Annotated in this window: 14 protein-coding genes and 2 pseudogenes; 2 read left to right on the forward strand and 14 right to left on the reverse strand. The window is 68.9% G+C overall.

The genetic code is table 11. The features are described 5' to 3' along the window. Positions 1-239: 239 nt before the first annotated feature. Together ACIRR9_RS44320 and ACIRR9_RS44325 are read right to left on the reverse strand one after the other, a co-directional pair. The gene (locus ACIRR9_RS44320) at positions 240-431 is read right to left on the reverse strand and encodes a hypothetical protein (RefSeq protein ID WP_403764535.1); all 192 of its coding nucleotides are present in this window, start codon (positions 429-431) and stop codon (positions 240-242) included. Further along, a complete protein-coding gene (locus ACIRR9_RS44325) occupies positions 428-2,062 on the reverse strand; it encodes a hypothetical protein (RefSeq protein ID WP_403764537.1) in 1,635 nt (544 codons plus the stop codon). The genes ACIRR9_RS44320 and ACIRR9_RS44325 overlap by 4 nt, the downstream gene beginning before the upstream one ends. A 224-nt stretch (positions 2,063-2,286) precedes the next feature. Between ACIRR9_RS44325 and ACIRR9_RS44330 the strand changes: the two genes are divergently transcribed. Continuing rightward, positions 2,287-3,486: an IS110 family transposase gene (locus tag ACIRR9_RS44330; protein ID WP_403764539.1), complete on the forward strand. Its 1,200-nt coding sequence runs from the start codon at positions 2,287-2,289 to the stop codon at positions 3,484-3,486. 8 nt (positions 3,487-3,494) lie between these two features. Here the strand turns inward: ACIRR9_RS44330 and ACIRR9_RS44335 are convergent, their stop codons facing one another. The 3 genes from ACIRR9_RS44335 to ACIRR9_RS44345 all read right to left on the reverse strand — a co-directional run bounded on the left by ACIRR9_RS44335 (position 3,495) and on the right by ACIRR9_RS44345 (position 5,872). Next, positions 3,495-4,136, reverse strand: coding sequence for a WhiB family transcriptional regulator (locus tag ACIRR9_RS44335; protein ID WP_403764541.1), 642 nt, complete (start codon positions 4,134-4,136; stop codon positions 3,495-3,497). A gap of 129 nt (positions 4,137-4,265) precedes the next feature. Continuing rightward, positions 4,266-4,982: a hypothetical protein gene (locus ACIRR9_RS44340; protein ID WP_403764543.1), complete on the reverse strand. Its 717-nt coding sequence runs from the start codon at positions 4,980-4,982 to the stop codon at positions 4,266-4,268. A gap of 2 nt (positions 4,983-4,984) precedes the next feature. Then, complete coding sequence (locus ACIRR9_RS44345; protein WP_403764545.1) at positions 4,985-5,872, reverse strand: helix-turn-helix domain-containing protein; 888 nt, start codon at positions 5,870-5,872, stop codon at positions 4,985-4,987. 796 nt (positions 5,873-6,668) lie between these two features. On the opposite strand from ACIRR9_RS44345, the gene ACIRR9_RS44350 reads away from it, so the two are divergent. Beyond that, positions 6,669-7,577, forward strand: a complete 909-nt coding sequence (locus ACIRR9_RS44350; protein WP_403764547.1) for a helix-turn-helix domain-containing protein — start codon at positions 6,669-6,671, stop codon at positions 7,575-7,577. A gap of 186 nt (positions 7,578-7,763) precedes the next feature. On the opposite strand, the gene ACIRR9_RS44355 is transcribed toward ACIRR9_RS44350, so the two are convergent. The 9 genes and pseudogenes from ACIRR9_RS44355 to ACIRR9_RS44395 form a co-directional block, all read right to left on the reverse strand. Further along, positions 7,764-8,966 carry an amidohydrolase family protein gene (locus tag ACIRR9_RS44355; RefSeq protein ID WP_403764549.1) on the reverse strand — a complete coding sequence of 401 codons (1,203 nt, stop codon included), beginning with the start codon at positions 8,964-8,966 and terminating at the stop codon, positions 7,764-7,766. A 28-nt stretch (positions 8,967-8,994) separates the two neighbouring features. Continuing rightward, complete coding sequence (locus tag ACIRR9_RS44360; protein WP_403764551.1) at positions 8,995-10,110, reverse strand: MAB_1171c family putative transporter; 1,116 nt, start codon at positions 10,108-10,110, stop codon at positions 8,995-8,997. Positions 10,111-10,114: 4 nt separating this feature from the next. Then, positions 10,115-10,651 (reverse strand): hypothetical protein, encoded by a 537-nt coding sequence (locus ACIRR9_RS44365; protein WP_403764553.1) that lies wholly within the window; start codon positions 10,649-10,651, stop codon positions 10,115-10,117. Positions 10,652-11,631: 980 nt separating this feature from the next. Continuing rightward, a complete protein-coding gene (locus ACIRR9_RS44370) occupies positions 11,632-13,197 on the reverse strand; it encodes an IS1182 family transposase (RefSeq protein ID WP_403764555.1) in 1,566 nt (521 codons plus the stop codon). Next, positions 13,130-13,819 (reverse strand): hypothetical protein, encoded by a 690-nt coding sequence (locus tag ACIRR9_RS44375; protein WP_403764557.1) that lies wholly within the window; start codon positions 13,817-13,819, stop codon positions 13,130-13,132. The genes ACIRR9_RS44370 and ACIRR9_RS44375 overlap by 68 nt, the downstream gene beginning before the upstream one ends. Positions 13,820-13,971: 152 nt before the next feature. Continuing rightward, positions 13,972-14,964, reverse strand: a pseudogene (locus tag ACIRR9_RS44380) (diguanylate cyclase domain-containing protein); the annotation flags it as partial. Between the two features lie 411 nt (positions 14,965-15,375). After that, a pseudogene (locus ACIRR9_RS44385) lies at positions 15,376-16,806 on the reverse strand (SAV_2336 N-terminal domain-related protein); the annotation flags it as partial. Continuing rightward, positions 16,799-17,785 (reverse strand): AAA family ATPase, encoded by a 987-nt coding sequence (locus ACIRR9_RS44390; protein WP_403764559.1) that lies wholly within the window; start codon positions 17,783-17,785, stop codon positions 16,799-16,801. The pseudogene ACIRR9_RS44385 and the gene ACIRR9_RS44390, both read right to left, overlap by 8 nt. Further along, entirely contained in the window at positions 17,782-19,797 is a 2,016-nt protein-coding gene (locus ACIRR9_RS44395) for a hypothetical protein (RefSeq protein WP_403764561.1), read from the reverse strand. The genes ACIRR9_RS44390 and ACIRR9_RS44395 overlap by 4 nt, the downstream gene beginning before the upstream one ends. Between the last annotated feature and the right edge of the window lie 52 nt (positions 19,798-19,849).

The raw sequence follows: 19,849 nt of genomic DNA on the forward strand, positions 1-19,849 counted from the left end.
GCGGACAGGTCCGTCGGGGTGGTCCTGGACGAGCCACTGACCGCTCGGCATGAGGACGGCGGCGTGCAGGAGTCGCCGGCGGACCAGGACGTCGGCCCAGGCGCTGGCCTCGGCGGATGTGGGCTCGGCCGAGCGAGAGGGGCGAGGAATCACGGCGTGTCTCCTGGAGCGGGTCGATGGCCCGGCACGGAGCCGGGCCACCGGTTGCGATGAGGGCCTTGAGCTGGGGTTTTGCCGGGTCAGCCGCACTCGGGGCAGCGGCTGACGTGGCTGTTGAGCGCGCGGGCCATCCGCTGCTTCGCCGAGGCAGCCTGCTTCGCGCTGGACTTCGCGGCCGGCCTGCCCGCGTGCCGCTGGGAGTGGGCGACCATGAAGCCGATCTCCCGCTGGTACTCCGCGCGTACGGTGTCGAACTGGTGGCAGGTCTTCATCGGGCGCTTTTCCTGGTCGTCGTGGTGTCGTCGCTCCGCAGCTGCTGGAGGACGAGGCTCAGCCGGTCGTTCCGGCCGCCCTTCAGACCCTCGCGGCGGAGGATCTCCCGCAGCTGCACACGGGTGACAGCCTCGTTGCCGTCCCGTTCGAGCAGGGCGGGGACGTGCGGACGGACCTGCTGGACGAGCTGGTCCACCGACTGCTCCGGTTCACGGGGCGGTCGCTGCGCCTGCGGAGTCCGGGGCCGGCCGCGCTTCCCCTTGTTCCTCGTCCGGGCCTTCGGCGTCGTCTTCCGACGCAGAGGGACCTTGTATCCCCGGTCCCCGGTGGTCTCGGTCCCCGATTCGGTGTCGGTCGGTCCCCGGTCCCCGGTGGTCTCGGTCCCCGATTCGGTGTCGGTCGCTCCCCGGTCCCCGGTGGTCTCGGTCCCCGAATCGGCGGCGCTCGGTCCCCGACGCGAATCGGCGCCCTGAGCAGGAGCTTCTCGCAAGCCGCGACCGGTCCCCGCGCCTGCAGATTCTCCCTCCGCGGCCTCCGGAGTCGCGGGACCGGTCCCCGGGACCGAGCCGCTTTTCGGTGCCTCGGTCCCCGTGACGGTCCCCGTCTGGAAATCTTCGGTCCCCGCGTCTGCCGATGCCTCCGAGTCAGCAATTTCGGGGACCGGTCCCCGCAGGCCGCCCGGTCCCCGGCCCGAGTCGGACTCGTCGGGACCGTGGACGGGGACCGGCGCATCCGGCATCGGCTGTGAGGGGACCGTTGCTGCCGCTGTGGTGCGGTGCGCGGCCGGGGACCAGGGAGAGGGGAGCGGGACCGTGGCGAGCGCGAGGGCGTGCCGACGGGCGGCGAGCTGGTCGAGCAGTTGCGCACGCTGGAGGGGGTCGGTGCCGACCGAGGCCCTGCCGACCGCCTTCGACAGGCGCCGGGTCAGCCGTCGGCCGTGGCGGTTCCTCTGCTGCTCGGGCGTGCGGTCGGCGAGGCGAACTGCGAGGGCGACCGCGCGGGTGGTGGCCCGGTCCCGGGTGATCTGCGCGGCGTCGCGGTCGCGCGCGGCGATACCCAGGCGGGACAGCAGCCGTTCGCGTGCCTCCCGGCCCAGGACGGCGATCAGTCCGTTCGAGGCGGCGCCGGGGGTGCGCAGCCGCAGTTCGATGCCCATCGCGAGGTGCCACAGCATCGCTGCCATGACCGGTCCGACGAAGGCGCGGACCGTGCCGCCGATGGGGCCGCTCTCGGCGTAGGCGGGGATCACCTGCACGGTGGTGATCACCCAGACCAGCGTGCCCGGCAGCCCGGGGGCGCCCTGGATGGCGAGGTTCTGCCGTGCCATCAGAGCGGTGGCGAACAAGGCGAGTTCGGCGGCGGCGAACATGCCGGCCCGCTCGGCGGTGCCGGCCATGTCGAGGTAGTCGGCGGCGAAGCGCCAGCTCGTGTCGGCGCTGTAGGCGGTGCAGCCCAGCGCGGCGACCGCGGCGACTTTGACCGCCGGTCCGCCGGGACGTTTCTGCGGGCGGGTTCCCCGGCGCCGGATGGTCCAGGCGGTCAGCACCAGGACGAGAGTGGCGGGCACGACGGCGGCTAGGAGGAGCGGGAGGTCCGAAGTGGCACCGAAGGCGCGGACGGGGTGGGTCATGCTGCCCTACCTTCTTTCGCACGGCCCGGTCGTTCGCGACGATGGGGTCGCGCGAGCGGGGCAGGGATGGTTTTCATGCTGGCTGCCGTGAATGGCTGGAGAGGCTGTGCCCCCTGCCCCGCCACTTCTTCCGGACTGCTGATTAGGCTCTGCGGACCATCGCTTAGTAGGGCGAGGACAGGCGGAAGAGGTCGCCCCGCACGCTGAACGGCGAGGGGAGCGTCATGGCCGCCACCGCAGGCTTCGACATCGGCAAGGACTTCCACTGGCTGACCGTTGTTGACGGCCGGGGCCGGCCGTTGCTCAGCCATCGGGTCGGCAACGACCCCGAATCGATCGACCAGGCCGTCGGTGAACTGCTCACCGTCCAGGCCGAACACGACGGCCTCACCGTCGGGATGGACCTGATGGGCGGCATCGCAGGGCTCCTGACCGCGACACTGCTGGCCGCCGGCCTGCACTGCGTCCACCTGCCCGGCCTGGCCGTCAACCGGGCCCGCCGCGGCACCCGGGGCGGCGAGAACAAGTCCGATCCGCGTGATGCCAAGGTGATCGCCGAACAGGTGATGCTCCGCGACGACCTGCGGGCCATCACCCTGCCTGAGGAGGCCACCGTCGAACTGCGGCTCCTGGTCAGCCACCGCACCGTCCTGGCCAAGGAGACCACAGCCCGCATCAGCCGCCTGCGCGACCTGCTGGCCGGGATCCACCCGGGCCTGGAACGCGTCGTGGACCCGACCCAGAAGACCAGCCTGCTGCTGCTCTCGCGCTACGTCACCCCCGCCGAGATCCGGCAGGCCGGCACAGCCCGGATCAGCAGCTACCTGTCCCGGCACGGCGCCTACCGGCCCGCCGCCGGGAAGCTGACCGAAGCCGCACTCGCCGCCGCCCACGCCCAGCGCACCGCCGTGGTCGGGGAACGCCGCACCGCTCAGCTCATCCGGGAACTGGCCACCGACCTCATGGCTGCCCGGGACCGGCTCAAAGTGCTGGATGCGGAGATCGAGGAGCTGGTGGCCGCCCACCCTGACGGGGCCCTCATCCGCAGTCTGCCGGGGATGGGGGCAGTCCTGACCGCGGAGTTCATCGCGCTGGTCGGCGGCATCGACCGGTTCACCGGCCCCGACGCCCTGGCCGCGGCGGCCGGCCTGGCCCCGGTCCTGTCCCAGTCCGGCAGGGTCCGCTACTCGCGCAGCGCCACCGGCGGCGACAAGGCCCTCAAACGCGTCTTCTACCAGTCGGCGTTCTGCGCCATCCAGCGCGATCCTGTCTCCAGGACCTACTACGACCGCAAGAGAAGCGAAGGCAAACGGCACCACCAGGCCCTGATCGCCCTCGCCCGACGCCGCGTCAACGTCGTCTACGCCATGCTCCGCGACCGCAAGCCCTACGAAGGCCGCCCTCAACTCCGCCTGATCGCTTGACATCAGCATTAGGCAGCCTTTCTGAGAGTGGCGTGTGCCGGGGCCGACGCTGCCGGGCGGCCTGCCGGCTGCCGAGCACCGGGAGCTGAGGGCGCGGGGGTTCCCTTGGCCTTGGAGGTCTTCTTCCGCTTCTTCTTCTGGCGGGGCATGCCGTAGTTGCGGTCACGGTCGAGGACCTTGTTGGCGGCTTGCCGGAGTAGGTCGCGGGCGTGCTTGTGGCTGATCTGGAGGGCGGCGGCGAGTCGGTCGGGGTGCCAGCCGCGGACGTAGGCGTGGTCGATGACGGCCTGCCGCTCGGTTTCGGTGAGGTGGACGTCGCGTCCATGGAAGAAGGCGGTCACGCGGCGGTAGTCGAGGCGCTGGTGCAGGTTGTCGTGCAGGGGGCGCCGCTCGGCTTCGGTGAGGCCGCCCCAGACGCCTTCCTTGAGGACGTTCTCCAGGGCGAAGTCGAGGCATTCGCGGCGTACCGGGCACCAGCCGCACAGCTCCTTCGCCTCCGCGATCTCTTCGTGGTCCCGGGGCCCGGGGAAGAAGACGGCGTCGGCGTCTTCGACGTCCATGCCGTGGCATGTGCCGCGGGTGTGCCAGCTGGTGTCTGCGATGCCCCGCAGGCCGGTGGTTGGCGCGTCGTGGGTGGTGATGTGGCGCAAGGCATGTCTCCGATGTGCTGCCGCACCGGCCGACCGGGACGGTGCTCGGCGGGTGAGGCGTCGGGTGCCGGCTGCAGCGCACGGGCGTGCGCCGCAGCCGGTGCGGGACGGTGGGTGTCGGTGCGCTGGTCAGGCCAGAGCGGGCTGCTCGGCCTGCGTCGTGTGCTGGGCCTGCTGGGCGGCGGCGAGGTCGAGGCGGCCGGGGTGTGGTGTGGCGCGCGGGGCGGTTGCGCGTACTCCGTCGTCGGGGCCGACCCGTCGGCGGCGGCAGGGCTCGCCGGGCTGGGCCTTGCACCACTCGCAGCGCACGCTCAGGGCGTCGGGCTGCCCTTGGGCTATGGCTGCCTCGCGTGCTGCCCGGGCGGGCCGGTAGGGGGCGAGGGCGGCTCGGGCAGCGAGCGGGATGCAGGAGCCGACCTCCTCCAGCATCGCCTCCAGCCGTGGGTCGATCTCGTCGCGACCGCTGGTGATCGCCCGGGCCTGTGCGGGCTCGGCGAGCCCGGCGGCGACGGCGCGGCGGGTTCCGGCCAGTTCGGCGGTCCAGGCGGCCTGGTCGTCCGGATCGGCGGACGGCGTTGGGTCGGAGTGCCGGGCCAGGCGGTCGCGCCGGTAGCTGTCCCAGGGACGGGCCAGGTCCGCGGGCAGGATCTGGTACGGCGAGGTGCGGATGTGCCGGCGGGCGGCGACGAGGACGTCCCAGCCGTGCGGGGTGGCCATCGGCACGTCGGCGAGCAGTTCGTGCCACTGGGCGAGCTGGTCGCGTGCTTCGCCCTGGTCGGTGCGGATGGTGCGGGGGTCGAGTCGGCCGATGTAGGCCAGCAGGGCGGCGATTTCGCGGCGGTCCATGGCTACTCCGATCCGGTCGGCTCGTCGAGAGCGGCGAGAAGGGCTGCGGTGTGGGCCTCGGCGCGGGTCATGCCGCCGACCGGGGCGGGACCGCTGCCGGGGCGGGTGGGGGCGTGCTCGCGGGCGATCCAAGAGCGCCAGTCGGCTGCCCAGGCACCTGCGGTGCGGGGACTGAATCCGGCGCGATGGCTGCGCCACTTCGCGTCGGCCGCGCGGAGGCCCTCCTTGCCGAGGCGGTCGAGGTGGCCGTGCTGGCGGGCCCAGGCGTGGCTGTCAGGGTCGACCTGCCACGCATCGGCTGAGGTGACGGCAGCACCACTACTGCTGCCCTTACGGTTCACCTTCGGTTCTCTACGGTTCTGGGGGTCGGATTCCGCACCGTGCTTGGTACGGATTCCGGCACGTCGACGGGTCGGAATCCGACGTGAGGGGCCGGATTCCGTACCGGCCGGATTCCGGTCGGAGGGTGCGGAATCCGTACCCCTCTTGGGGAAGATTCCGTACCGTCGCAGGCCCTTCTGCGCCTCCTCGTCCAGATCGGGCACCGGGTCGGATTCCTCCGGCGGCTCGACATACGCCTCCGGGTCCGTGCGTCTGGTGTCGGCGACCTTGGCCAGCCACGCGGCAGCGCGGGGCAGCCGGTAGACCGTGGTGCGCTGGGGGCCCTCCAAGTGGTCGAGGACCTTGAGCTCCCCACTCTTTTCGAGTGCGGTGAGCGCGTCGCGTACGGCGGTGCGGGACGCGTTCGTGCGCTCGACCAGACTGGTAAGGGAGGCCCAGGCGACGTACGTGTCGTCGGCAACCCGGTCGGCGATCGACAGCATCACCAGGCGGGCGGTGCCCCGGCTGGAGCTGTGCTCCCACGCCCACTCACGGGCATTCACACTCATCGGGCGCCCCCGGCCATGAGAGCGAGCCACCGTCGCGCCGCCCCGCGGGTGCCATGCGGCGAGGGGGAGCGGCGAGCTGTCAGGACGATGGCGGTTGGCGCGCAGGCCGGACCCATGGGTCTTTCGCGCAGGGCAGGAGGCATGCAAAAATCCCCTTTGCAGTGCTGCCACGCTGACGCGCCCCGTGCAAAGGGTTCAGCGTGGTGGTGTGGGCAATCGCCGTTCCAGTCGGGCCTAGCCGGGCCTTCGTGGATTCGGTACGTGCCGCTATGCGTCCGGCGTCCGGGAGTAGCCGCTCTCGGGCGCCGTCGCTGTATGCGGTTCTGTGTGGTGTGCTCGGTACCGGCCGCGCTCCTTTTTCACCGCCCCCCGAGCGGGCTGCCCGAGGGGACGACGAACATACGCAACGAGGCGCGACAAGATCCAGAGTTGGTTCTAAAACTCTGTAGTAGTTGCAGAGAGTGACCCTCTGAAGGGTGCTCTGCTACCGCGGTTGCCGTCGCCCGGGCGTCGAGGCGCAGTGTGATCCGCGCGCCTACGGCCGTGCGCAGTACCGGTGCGACCGCGTGGTCACGCCGCCCGGCGTAAGGGGTGCTGTGGCATCGCGGACTTCCTGATGAAGGGGCGGGCGGGCCGGAGCCGAAGTGGGCCTCATGACCGCCCGGTGCAGCTATGGGCGAATCCGGGCATCTGGCGTGTGCAGAGGGCCCATCTTTCGCTAAGCTGAAGTTATTCTCGGTGGAAACAAAAGTCAACAAGATGAATAGGCTTCATTTTAGAGAAAAAGCGAGGTCAGATGCCTGCCCGTCACTTCGACCGGCACCGCGCTCGCGCGGTGCGGCGAGCTGCCGAACTCTCTCAGGGGGACGTGGCGGCAGAGGTGGGTGTGGGCAACTCGGCGGTCGCGAACTGGGAGGCCGGCCATACCTCGCCTGATCCGGAGAAGCTGCCTGCATACGCGGCGGCGCTCCGGAGCGGCCTGGACGACCTGTTTCCCCGCGAGGGTCTTCCGGATCTAGCCGACCTGCGGTGCGATGCCGGCATCTACCGGTACGAGACAGCCGAGGTGATCGGCACCAGGAGCGCCGGTCCTGTCGCCGGGGCCGAGCGCGGCGACCGCCGGCTCAAGGACAGGTACGTCCCGCTCCTGGCGGAGAAGTACGGTGTCAGCGAAGTGGAGCTGCGCCGGGCAGAAGACCGTTCCTTGGCCGCGGCCAAGGAGAGGGAGAGCGACGCGGCAGGAGGGGCCAGCTCTCCCGAGCCCGCCAGCGAGCGCCAGAGCGGGCCGCCGGGATCTCTCGCCGAGAAGATCACTGAGATCCTGCAGCGCTCCTATCCCGGTCCGGACGGTCCGCCCTCGGATGCGGAGATGGCGGCCGAGGTCAACGCGCGCGCTGGAGCGCACCTCATCGCCGAGGGTGACTTCGAGGCCCTGCGGACCGGTGCCACGGAGACGGTGCTCCCTGCGGTTCTGGATGCGCTGGCCGATATCGTCGGTGTCTCGCGCATGTACTTCGAGCCGGATGAGGCCGTGGCCGCCCAGGTCTACGAAGGGCTGAGGCTGCTGGCTGCCGCGAAGCAAGGCGCTGTGGGCCGAGTGCGAGCTCGTGGACTGGGCAAACAGGGCCTGTCGCCCGAAGCGATGGCAGTGATCAACGACCTGGTGGCAGAAATGGCGGAGAAGCAAGAGAACGTGGACGGATAGCGCGCCTCACTCTGCTGACCGGTCGGAGTTTCCAGGGCGCGTGACTTACGAGGACGGCGGCTTGGGGTCAGCGACGGTGACGTCGTACGTGAGCGTCCACGGCTGGTAGCCCTCGCGCCAGCAGCGCAGCCACAGCGGACACAGCGACCGCCGGGCTGCAACCCTGTCGAGCGTAGCCTGGGCGTACTACGACTGAGGGTGAGGCTGCGAGTCCGATGCGTGTACGCGGCCTGCGGCGACCACCGCCCGAACCTGGGTGAGGGCAACGAGGTCGGACAGGGGGTCGGCGTCGACGACCAGCAGGTCCGCTCGGAACCCGGGTGCGATGCGGCCGGTCGTCTCTCCGAGCCCGAGGGCCTCGGCGGCGTGGAGAGTGGCCATGTCGATGACCTGGTCGTTCGACATGCCCAGATGCGCATAGAACCCCAGGGCCCGTGCGAGCGACCCGTCGAAGCCGGTCCGCTGCACGCCAGCGTCGGTCCCGGCGATGAGCCTGACTCCGGCTTCGGCCATCTGCCGGACCTGGCCGAAGAGAACCTTGGCGCGTTCCTCCCCGAACACGCGCGGCACCATCTGCCAGTGCGGGCTGACCGCGGGACAGACCGCGATGCCCTGGGCGATGATCCTTTCCACGACATCCGGGCGCAGGCCGAAGCCGTCCTGCGTCATCCAGGAGCAATGCTCGATGGTGTCCACGCCGGCGTCCACAGCAGCGGTGATGCCGTCCGCCCCGTGCGCGTGCGCGGCGACCGGCACGCTGGCCCGATGCGCCTCGTCGACCAGAGCGCGGAGCTCGTCCGTGGAGAACTGGCTCTGCCAACTCTTGGGCCCGTCCTTGGTCAGGCCGCCGCCGGTCGCCATGACCTTGACCACGCCGGCGCCGGCCGTCAGGTTGCGCTGCACGAGGTCACGCACCGCGCTCTCGCCGGAGACCTCGCCGCCCAGGAAGTGGCAGTGGCCTCCGGGCGTGGTCAAGGGGGTTCCTGCGGAGACGATCCGAGGGCCGGTGGCGCTGCCACGTCCGATCTCCGCGTCCAGGCGCAGCGCGAGGTGGTTGCGGTCGCCGAGGTCGCGCACGGTCGTGACCCCGCTGGAGACGAGCTCGTGCGCGCGTCGGCGCATGTCCCGCAGGAGGCTATCGTCGTCCGAAGCCTGGAGCGAGGCCACAGGATCGCTGCCGCCGTCGAACACCAAGTGCACATGGGCATCGATGAGTCCCGGAACGACCGTGGCGCCGGGAAACGCGAGACGTTGTCCGTCCGTGCCGCAGCGGTTGTCCAACTGCGCCCGCGGCCCGACGGCGGTGATCGTGCCGTCTTCGACCAGGACGGCACCGTCCTCCAGGTAGGTGCCGGAACCGGTGAGAACCCTGCCAGCTGTGATCAGCATATCGTCTCGTCTCCTCGTTCTCCTACGGTCACGCGGTCTGCCGGAGAGCTTCGGACACCGCGATCAGCTGACCGACATCCTCGTCCTGGCCGTGCATTTTGGGTGCTGCCAGGGCGACCGCCTGCCCGGGTGCCGGGACATCGCGTTTGATCATGTCGGCGGCGAGCCGTAGACGCGAGGCCAGATGGTCAGGCGCAAGACCCAGCAGGCTCGTGGCGTCTCCCCCTTCCACTACGTAAGGGCTGATGTCGACGAGCCCGTCCCGGCATTCCACGATCCGCCGGTGATAGCGGCGGTGAACACCACGGTGCCGCCACCGGTCCCAGATCCCCAACGAGGCGGGACGCAGTTCGTTCTGCGGATAGACCTCGATCAGGAGCTGCCAGAGCGGGGCCAGGCGGCGGTGATCCCGGCGCCGGCGCAGCCACAGCCGCATCGCGGCGATCCTGGCACGGGCCACCGAGTACGTGACGCCGGCGGCGAAGAGCAGGCTGGACACCACCAGCAAGACCGACACCCAGGTATTGACCCGGTACGGCACGGAGCCACCACTCCAGCGGAGGGTGACGAACACCGCGCGGATGGCACAGGCCACGGCCATTCCACCCAGGCCGATCGCGGTCATCCACAGACCCGTGGCGTGCGGCCGACGCGACATACGGGCATAGCGGGCGGACCACCACCCGGCGGCACCGACCGCGTACATCATGTACAGGCCAGCGACCGTGTAGAAGATGAAGATCTGGGCCATCGTCATGTCCACCGTGACGTACGGCTTGCCGAGCTCCTGGCCAGGCACGGCCAGGGCCGCCGCGGTGATCACCACCGCGACCAGCGCCACGACGACGGCTTCCCGCCGGGCACGACGGTGAGCGGACGGCCCGTCGGCCGAGTACAAGTAGAAGCACATAAGGAAGTACAGGGCCGCGAGCAGGAGCAGGTTCTGGACGAGTCTGGCCATGCCGTGCCCGGCCAGGGTGTCGATGCCGTGCGTGCCCCCAGGCATGGCCACCGGATACGACAGCGCCATGGACAACAGCGCGAGAGCTACCGAGCGGGTGGGCGCGTCGTGCGGAGCGCGTGACCACAGGTAGAGCCTCCAGATCGCGGCGCCGGCGATGATCAGGAGAAGGTACTGAGCCACGGACTTACAGCCACCCTCGCCGGTCACCGAGCGCGGACTGCACCCGGCGTACCTGCGGATCGTCGGACAGAGGCGGGAGCGTATCGACCACGGAAGACCATTCCAGGATGATCGTGGCCGCCAGCTCGACCGAGCACTCCTCCGCGTCCTCGTACGCGCAGCGCGCGGCGATCCGCCGGATCAGCTTGGGGTCCAGGACCGGTATCAGGTCGGACCAGATCTCGACGAACTCGTCCGCGGACATCCCCGCAGCCTCCTGGTCCTCTCCCCATTCCGAGACCAGGACGTGGAGGATCTCGTGGAGGATGATCTGCCGCTGGTGCAGCCGGGTCGTCTCCTTCTGGTAGAGGATCACGTCCATCAGCGGGTGATCGATCCACAGCCCCGACGGCCCCGGCTTCTTCAGCGCGCACGGACGCAGGACCATCGGGCGCCCACGCCGTTCGCTAAGAGCCTTGGCCAGTTCGTCCACGTCCAGGGGCGGGGTGATGCCCAGACTCCGCAGCTCGTGCCGCAGCCGACGGTGCAGATCGCGTTCCACGGTGCGGCGCTCGGCCCTACGCCACCGCCCCAGCCGATGCAGGCTCCCCCGAGTTCTCGCGGGCACTGTGGAATCTGGGCCGTCACGGCGGCCTTCTCCCGGAGGCATGAGTAATCCCTTCGTACCGGCAGGCTCGCGGCTCATGTTTGGAGCCAGGGGCCGACCACCACGGGTCAACGTTGTTCGCTGCCCTGGCGGTACTCACGAGGGTGATCACAGAGCCCGGCTCGGCGCACCGGCGGAGGCACCTGCGTCCGCCTTCGCGAGCGAGGCGCATGGGCGCGGAAACTCCGCTCCGTGCAACATGCATCACTAGAGCGAACTGCAATCATCCCGACAGGAATCCTTTTTATGAGGTCCTCAGGGCCCCTCGGACTTTACGTGAAGTCGATGGCAGATCAAGGCTGGAAAGTGCCCATCCCGGTCCGCCTCTGGACGCTGGGTGAGCGGCGGAAAGCAATCAAATCGACTTGTCGCTTTAATGATCATGGCCGTGACCTGCTGCTTCGCCTTGTGTTCATAGTGGTCGCGGGTCTCCAGCGAGTACGCACTTCCGTTATCCGTTTGAGATCTTGAAGTGGGTGGTTACCGGGCGTATGGGCGATAAATTCCCGGCTTCTGTGCGATGTTGAGTGTGAGGGTGCGGATGTGGGGGCTGTCACGCCCGTATGTCTCGCGCTGGATTCTGTGGCGTGACCCAGGTTGGCTTGGGGGTGTTTTCGGTCACGGGCACGGGTGTCTCGGACGGAGTTCTGGAGGTAATTCACCTCATCGGAGGTTGCGTTGGTTGCTGCCGATTCGTTTGCGAGAGTTGCTCAAAACTTCTTGGGCGCAAATAGAGTTCAGGGGGCGCGGAGAGACCGGTGTCCGCTCAGATCCCGGTGAAAGCCCCCGACTTGGACGTGGACAGGCCGTGGCGCAGCTCCCCGGTCCGGGGGCCTAGACCCAATGCCGTGACTCTGTTGGCGATCTTGTGAGGGTCAACCGGTCGCTGTGATGAGTGCGTGGAGGTGGCTTGGTGGTCGTGGGCTGCGAGTCGGGGTGGCGATCCAGTCGGCGATCCGGGTGACGTTGCAGGCCAGCGCGGTCAGGATGTGCTGGACGTGGGTCTTTGGCAGGCCCCGGTAGCGGGTTCTGCGGAGGCCGCAGGTGCGGACGTTCTGGGAGAGGGTGGCCTCGATGCCGGCTCTGATCGCGTAGCGGTCCTGCCATTGCCGGGTCCGCTGGTCGAGGCGGTTGGCCTGCTGGATGTCGTGCAGTTCGCGGGTGGGCAGCAGGGCGAGTGAGCGCGGGCGGACCGCGGAGTTGGTGCACTGGGCCCGGTCCGTGCAGGCCCGGCATGCGGCCTCGCCGAAGCGGACCTGGATGTAGTCGTGGCCGGAGATCCGCAGTGGCTTCCAGGTCCGGCTGGTCTGCCCGCGGGGGCAGACGACCTGGTGGTGGTCCCAGTCGACGGTGAAGGAGGCCTTGTCGAACCCGCTGTCGGCTTTGGTCTGATGGCTGGGGTCGGGAGCAACCGGCCCGAGCAGCGTGATGTGGTGGACACGCTGGGCGCGTTCGATCCGCTGCGCGGTCACGTAAGCCGCGTCGACCACGTGCTCGCCCGGCGCCAGGCCGGACGCGGCGAGGTCGTCGTGGATCTGGTCGGTGAGCTCGCCGTCCTGGACCGGGGCGATCGTCGTGGCCACGTGCACCACCACCTCCGGCAGGTCTGACGTGCACGTCTCGGTGAAATGGGTGCGGTAGCCGGACCACGCCGTGTCCCGCTTGACGCAGTAGTGCGCGTCGGTGTCGTAGGGGGAGTCGAACCGCAGCGACGCCGGAGGCAGAGCGTGGCCATCGCGCCAGCGCAGGCGTCCGTGTGCATCCCAGTAGTAGTGGTGCACCCACACCCGGCGCAGGATCTCCACCTGCGGCAACGCGCGCAGCTCGGGCGGGGCGTCAGGTGCCCAGGCTGCGGCCAGGACTTTGCATCCGTCCCGGCCGAACACCTCGGCCAGGGCGGTGACTCCCGCCTTACCGCCGGGGACCTTGCCGATCTCGACCTTGCGCCCGTAATGCTTGTCCCACTCCGGCTCCACCAGCAGCAGCCAGTCCGGGGCTGCTTGGGCCAGCTGCTCGAGTGCGGCCCGCAGGCTCTCGCCGGCCAGCTCCAGGCGGCTGAGCCTGCGGACGGCGGCGAGCACGTGGGTGGCGTCGGTGCGCTGGCGGCCGCCCGCCTTGAGCAGCCCGGCCTCGACCAGCCGGTTCAGCATCACCCGCAGCAGCCGGTCAGCCGCGTCCCCCTCGGTCAGCCGGGCCCGGAACTCGCACAGCACCGTGTGGTCGAAGCCGGGATCGTTCAACTCCAGGCCCAGGGCGTACTTCCAGTCGATCCGGGTGCGGACCGCGTTCGCGGCGGCCCGGTCGGACAGGTTCTCCGCGAACTGCAGCACACTGACCAGGGCCAACTGCCCCGGCGACAGACCAGGGCGCCCGTCACGCGGATACAGATCCGCGAAGTCCTCGTCCTCGAACACCACATCCAACCGGTCCCGCATGAGCATTGCCGGCGTCCCCTTCGGACACGCCGCCCACGCCGTCAGCACCGTCCGCGCCGGAATCCGCTGGTAACTCCCCGGCCGCAACGACATCCCCGGGCCCCTCCCCGAGACACCACCCCGCTCCGACAGCGAACCGCATAACGGACGATACGTCAGCACCCCTCACAAGATCGCCAACAGAGTCACGGCATTGGGCCAAGGGGGCGTGGCTCGGGCTGATACGGCGCAGGGCGCTTTGAAGCGGGTCGGAATCGGCGCGAGCATAGGCGTAGCCGAGCGAGGCATGTCCGCGACCGCCTTCGTGCGCGACGGCAGGGGAGTCGTGCACCTCCCACAGGGCGGCCCGGGCCAGGTTCCGCAGGGCGGCCAGGCGCTGGTCGGGATGAGTGTCGAGGATAGCGCCGGACCGGTTGGCCAGCGGTGACCCGCACAGCACGGTGAAGGGTGCGAAGCCGGTGAGCCGGGCCTGCAGGGCAGCGACGAGGCGGGCGCGCTGGTCGGCGGAGATCTGCTCGCTGGGGGCCGCGGCGTTCATCTCGATGGTGATGTGCACGAGGTCGTCGGGCAGGCACCAGATCGGATACTCCTGCATGGCCGCCCGGCATGCGGCGATGTAGGGTTTCAATCGGAGTGTCCCGTTCCGGTGGGCCGACCTGGGAGTCTTCGACCGTCTCATTCGTGGGCCACGGCATTGTTGTCTCAGGGTCTTGTCCCTTGAGCAGGGTCCTCCAATCTGTTAGCAATTGGCGGCCCCTGCCGGCCGGAGTCGTCGATCCAGCGTGCTGCGCGGTTGACTGCGGAGACGACCGCTTTCAGCGAGGCCCGCGTGGTGTTGGCGTCTATACCGATGCCCCATACCGTCATGTCGCCGATCTCGCACTCGATGTATGAGGCAGCCTCTGGGGAGTTACCCTCGTTCATCGAGTGTTCCTGGTAGTCGAGCAGGCGTACGTCCAGGCCGATGTGCCCCAGCGCGTCGAAGAAGGCCGAGATGGGGCCATTGCCGGTACCGGTCAGGACGGTGTCTGCTCCGTCGACGACCGCCTCGATGCTTAGGGTCTCCATACCGTCCGTGTCGGTGGTCGACTGGCCCGTCTTAAGCCGAATGCGACCCCACGGGTTGTCCGGGTTCGGCAGGTACTCGTCCTGGAAGGTCGCCCAGATCTCGTCCGGTGTGAGCTCGCCGCCCTTGGTGTCCGCCTTCGCCTGGATAATCTTCGAGAACTCGATCTGCATCCGGCGAGGCAGGTCCAGCTCGTGGTTATTCTTCAGGACATACGACACACTGCCCTTGCGATGTTGAGACCTCGACCGCTTCTCGATATACCTCCCATCATCTGCGGTTTGCAACACTTCGTCCGCAGTCATGCCGCAGTGCGCCCATCCGATGCCGAAGCTGGCGCCCACCCGGACGGCCCGGCCCTCGGCGCGGATCGGCTGGATGATCTCGTTGCGCAGGCGTACGGCGAGGTCCTGCGCGTCGGCCTTGCTGAGCCCGTCGGCGAGGATCACGAATTCATCGCCACCGAGCCGCGCGACCGTGTCGCCGTCGCGCGCGACACGGGACAGCCGCCGGGCGACCTCGATGAGGACCGCGTCGCCCGCTTTGTGCCCGAAGCGGTCGTTGATCGACTTGAAGCCGTCGAGGTCGCAGAAGAGGACCGCGAGGCCCTTGGTGTCGTCGTCCCGCTCCCCCTTCGGGGCGACGACGTGCACATGCTGGTCGTCGGTGTCGTACATCGCGGTGCCCGACCGGAAGCCGAAGCCATGGCTGCCCTCGTCATAGGAACGGTGCCGGTGGGTCCCACCCGTGCCGTCCGGCTCGCCAGGGTTGTCAGACGGGGGGCGATGGCACAGGCGGGCGGCCAGGCGCGAGTGTAGCTCGACGGAGTTCGGCAGGCCGGTGAGTGTGTCGTGGGAGGGTCTTGCACGGGGGCTGTCCTCCGGCATCGTGCGTTCGGCCGGGACAGTGCCGCGTTGTGGCAGGTTCGACGAATTTACTAGTCGCTCACCCTCAGGGCGGCGTCTGGCTTTGGGCAAAGGGTCTGCTGGCTCGACTCCCAACAGCCGCGCCGTGGTGGCCGCCGCGTAGGCGATAGGACTGATTCCGGTCGGCAAGGTTTCATCGGCGCGACTGTGGAGAACAACCGGGATGCCGTAGGGGACTTGAAGGTGCGCAGCGAGGTGGTCGCTGAGGGCGAAGTGGGCGTCCCAGAGTTGGTCGCGGGTAAGCAGGCTTGTCAAGTGGGCGGATGCCGCGGGGTGGAAGTGATAGATCGTGTCGGCCGATTCGCAGCGGGTGGCAGTAAGGAGTCCAGCGGTGAGGAACTCGGCGGTGTGGGCGAGGGTGGCATCCGGGACAAGACGTTCGCGGAGAATGTCGAGGATGGGCAGTGTGAAGGAGTCGAGCGGAGAGACCGCGATGGCGAGGCGGACTGCGGAGGACTGTCGGTCGTCCGTGAACGCCAAGGCGCGGGCCTGTACTTGGTCGTAGGTTGGCGTCGAGTCGGGATGCACGATAGGGCCGGGATGCCGGCGACGCAGGGGCGGCCGACCGGTGGCGGGGACAAGGACGGCCTCGCAGCCGGACGGGTCAGTGCGCATCAGAGTGCGAGCCCACGCCAGGACTTGGTCGGGGTCGAGTTGCAGAACGGGCAGCGCCTGCCAGGGTTTCGTGTCCTGGGTTTCACGGAGAAGCCGTGGGCGCCGGTAGGACAGGAGGCGGCCGGGGGAGGCAGGGACGGTCGCGGCCGCAGTGGTCTGGGGGAGGTCGAGGCCGGAGCGTTGCCAGAGCCGCTTGGGTAGCGGGTTGATGAGGGCGACCGGGGCGGTCCGACCCCACGAGTGAATGGTCCGCCACAGGGAGTCCTCCCGCCAGGCCGGTGCCGCGCAGTCGGAGACGATGAGCAGGAGACGGCGAGCTGGCTGGGTGGGGTGGGCCGCGTCCAGATTCACGGGGATAGCGCTGCCATGGTGGTCGTGCAGAAGAGGCGTGTCGCCGGGCGGGTGCTCGAGGTGCCAGACACGGACGTCACGGAAGGCGGCCAGGGCGCGCAACATCTTGGTGAGGGTGCGGACCGTTTCATCCCAAATTGCCATGGCGGTGCCGCGGTCCAGGACGACGATCACCTCAAGCCATGGTTCCGGCGCAGAGGTGAGCTGGGGGATGAGCATCCCGGTACGGGTGTAGTGCTCGACAGTGGCGTCAACGTCGAGGCGACGGTGAACGCCCGAAAGCCAGGGGCGGCGCAGTGGGCGTAGCGCACGGCCGATGTCGAGGGCGTTGGCGAGAGCGGTAGCGCGGCCAATGTTCACTCGCTTGCCGGGAACGGTGTGAGCGCCGGCCCGGTTCTCGAGCCACACCGAGGCGGCATCCGTCGTGTACTCGCTTTCGGACGTGTGGGTGTCCTTGGTGGGAGCGGCCGGGTCGGCTTGGCCTTGCTTCCGACGCTGAGCTTCGTCCGTGGGGTTAGGAGACGAGCTGCCGGGGCCTCGCTCGGCGTGGGCCCAGGCAGAGGCGAGGAGGACGGCGTCGAGTAGCTCCTTGACGTCGACGTCGCCGCCGCCCGCTAGAGCGATCCGTGCGAGACGGGCGGCGGCGTCCTCAGCCACGCCCCAGCCCCTGCAGCAGCATGTCCTGCAAGCTCTGCCGCTGATCAAGGTCCGGGACCTGGTCGCCGCGCAGAAGGTAGACGGCGTTCAGGAGCTGGTCGATCGCGACGTACTCGCCGTCGTTCAGTTTCTTGAGGAAGTTCTGCACGAGGGTGGCGGTGGCACTGTCCTCGAAATTGCCGAGATGGGCGGCGACGATTTCGGTGAGTGTGTCCTGGGAGACTGGCGGCATCTCGAAGCGGATGCATCGGCGCAGGAAGGGAGCGGGGAAGTCGCGTTCGCCGTTGCTTGTCAGCACGATGACCGGGAACTCGGTGCACTGGACCCAGCCGTGCGCGATGGCGTGCTTGCCGTCCTTATCGGCGGTGCGGGCCTGGATGTCGGGCTTGGGGTGCCTGGCGAGTTCGGGGATCTCGAAGCCGCCGCGCTCCAGGACGTCGAGGAGGTCGCTGGGCAGGTCGAGGTCACTCTTGTCGATCTCATCGATCAGCAGCGCGCGGGGGCGGTCGCTGGGGAGAAGCGCAGTGCCCAGAGGGCCAAGCTGGACGAATTCGCCGATGTCGTCCTCGTGGTCGTAGCCATCTGGTCGGGGCTTGCCATTGAGGGCACGCAGGTTGTGGGCGTGGATACGGCCGAGAGCGTCGTAGCGGTAGAGCGCGTCGGCGAGGGTGCTGCGGGAGGTGATGTGCCAGTGGAGCACCTTGCCCAGGTCGAGTTCGTCGGCAATATGACGGATAACGGTGGTCTTGCCGGAACCCGCTCGGCCAGTCAGCAACAGGGGTCGGCGCAGGTGCAGGGCGGCGTTCACCGCATCGACGAGGCCGGGGGCCGGTCGGTAGGTGGTGGCGGGGTCTTTGCGCGAGTCAGTCTCCTGCTGCCGGGCTGGGGCGCGCCACGGGGGCGGGGCCGGCAGCTTCGGCAGCTCGGCGCGGTCCTTCGGGGGGACTCCCGTGCCCCTGTAGTACGGGGTCCAGCTCATGCTCGCTCCTTGGACGTCATCTCATCTGGTGCTCTCACGACCGCCCTCGCTTGTCTCCGACAGAACGCCTGCCAGTCCTCGTCATGCCAGGCGGCTCGCACGGCCACAAGAGGACCGAGATCATCATCGTGGCTCTGGCCGGCTCCACTCAGATGCTGCCGGTAGGCGTGCGCGATCTGGTGTGGCAGAGCCTGCCAGTGCTTCCCAACAGATGCCTTGATGTCCTGTTCATCGTGGACGTCCTTCTGCCGGGGCCAGACCAGCGCGGGTGTGTGCTCGAGGAGCTCCTGCGCCATGAAGTCCCAGTCCGTCCCCGGGAGGGAGGTCAGCGCCCATACGTGCTGTCCGAAGCCGTGGTTGCTCAGATGCTCCTGCAGTTGCTCAACCGTCTCCATCTGCTCGACATGGAGCCACTTCGGGCCAGAGCAGTTGCTGTCGTCTAGGGAGGCCAGCAACTGCTCGCCCACCTGGAGCATGTCGTCGACCGTGGCGTCGGGAGGGGGCGTTAGCAGGCCAGACCAGCGGGTTGTGACGGTGTAGTTGACGCCCAGCTTCTGCCTACGGACGATGTGCTCTTCCGGAGGGCAGTCGAGCAGGACCAAGGTGGGCGCAGCCACGTCGATGTGGTGCAACCGCTTCCCCGCAATGTTCGCCCATGGGGCCGCCCAGGCGACGGCATCGGCCAGGGCCGTCTTCAGACCTTCGCCTCCGGGGGCACAGGGGAAGCGGCGGTTGCCGAGCACAGCTCGGCCGAAGAGCAGCCAGGCGTCCACGCGGACGACGCTCTCGCCTCCGTCGTCAGCAAGTACCAGGACCAGCCGTGGGGCCCAGTCACCGTGGGGTTGGTGGTTCAGCTCGCGCACGCGACTCTTGACCGTGGCGGTGAGCTCAAGGTCCTGCGCCCAGAGGATGACATCCTCGTGCAGCTGGTCTCCGTGTCCCGCCACGTGGGTCATGGCCGCAACCAAGTGGGCCAGTCTGCGGTGCTGGCCCTCTGCGGTACCCCCATGATGAGCCGCGTACTCAACTACATCCCGAAGGGTCGGGGGTGGATCAGGCTGCATGAAGTCCAGAGGAAGGCCCGCCAACGTACCGGCTAGCCGAAGGCTATCTTCGGTCAGGTCCGGGCCGAACACTTTGTTGACGACGCTCAGCGTTCTGCGGCCAGCCTCCAGCTCGGCCAGCACTTCGCGCAGCCGGTGGACAGCGGCCCAAGAGCCGCCGCTTGCCGTCTGTTGGCGCTCCTTCAGCCATACGGGAAGCTCGTCTTCTGTGGACAATCGCAAGTTGGGGTCAATCCGGCGGACGGCGTCCCGTACCGCCCTGCGCGCGATCGATCCGAGAGTGCGGTTGGGGAAGTCGGCGAGATTTCGGGCCAGCCAGAGGGCATCACCGAAATACGCTCCGCCGTCGAAGGTGTTCCGTCCCGGCTGCTGACCGTGGATCCGCTCGCGGAGCTGCTCCATCAAGTCGTCGTCAACTTTCAGATAATCCCCAGCGCCGGGCAGACCCTCCTCGATCAGGCGCGTGAGCTCCGTGCTCAGCCGCATGTCGAACGCCTGCTCTTTCGCGGTGGCTGCAAAGAGGAGGGAGAACCGCACATTGCCCTCCTGTCGTCCGGCGGTGATCACCGGAGTGGCCGGTACCGCGCCGCCGGAGAGGCAGGTGTCGACAATGGCGATCAGACCGGTCAGACCAGGGTGGTTAAGGGCGTCGCCAAGCAGGGAGGGAACGTTCACGTTAGAAAGCGACGGGGCGTTCTTCCTGCCCGACGTTACGAAGTACAGCGGAGCGCCCTCAGCGCCCTCCCCGTGACCGAGTAGCGCGAGCACGAGGGGGCCGCCGTCACGCTGTGCGACCTGAGCGGCCTGCTCCACTGCGTCATGGACTTGACTCCTACCCAGACCGGTGCCGATCAGGAGGGAGTCCTCACCGCGGTCCACGCAGTCCCCCAGTTTCGGGTCCACCAGGGCGGCATGTAGAGCACGGGCGGCATCCTCCAGCCCTTCCAACCTCGCCCCGCCTTCACACTGCGCACCCACGACGAGCACGTTGCGCGGTGGG

Origin of the sequence: Streptomyces sp. NPDC101234 (genome assembly GCF_044767525.1) — a bacterium.
Classification (GTDB): Bacteria; Actinomycetota; Actinomycetes; order Streptomycetales; family Streptomycetaceae; genus Streptomyces; species Streptomyces sasae.

Excerpts from the sequence above, each read along its gene's own strand:
- ACIRR9_RS44320 (WP_403764535.1), bottom strand. The coding sequence starts at position 431 with ATGAAGACCTGCCACCAGTTCGACACCGTACGCGCGGAGTACCAGCGG.
- ACIRR9_RS44325 (WP_403764537.1), bottom strand. The coding sequence starts at position 2,062 with ATGACCCACCCCGTCCGCGCCTTCGGTGCCACTTCGGACCTCCCGCTC.
- ACIRR9_RS44330 (WP_403764539.1), top strand. The coding sequence starts at position 2,287 with ATGGCCGCCACCGCAGGCTTCGACATCGGCAAGGACTTCCACTGGCTG.
- ACIRR9_RS44340 (WP_403764543.1), bottom strand. The coding sequence starts at position 4,982 with ATGGACCGCCGCGAAATCGCCGCCCTGCTGGCCTACATCGGCCGACTC.
- ACIRR9_RS44345 (WP_403764545.1), bottom strand. The coding sequence starts at position 5,872 with ATGAGTGTGAATGCCCGTGAGTGGGCGTGGGAGCACAGCTCCAGCCGG.
- ACIRR9_RS44350 (WP_403764547.1), top strand. The coding sequence starts at position 6,669 with ATGCCTGCCCGTCACTTCGACCGGCACCGCGCTCGCGCGGTGCGGCGA.
- ACIRR9_RS44355 (WP_403764549.1), bottom strand. The coding sequence starts at position 8,966 with ATGCTGATCACAGCTGGCAGGGTTCTCACCGGTTCCGGCACCTACCTG.
- ACIRR9_RS44370 (WP_403764555.1), bottom strand. The coding sequence starts at position 13,197 with ATGCTCATGCGGGACCGGTTGGATGTGGTGTTCGAGGACGAGGACTTC.
- ACIRR9_RS44390 (WP_403764559.1), bottom strand. The coding sequence starts at position 17,785 with ATGAGCTGGACCCCGTACTACAGGGGCACGGGAGTCCCCCCGAAGGAC.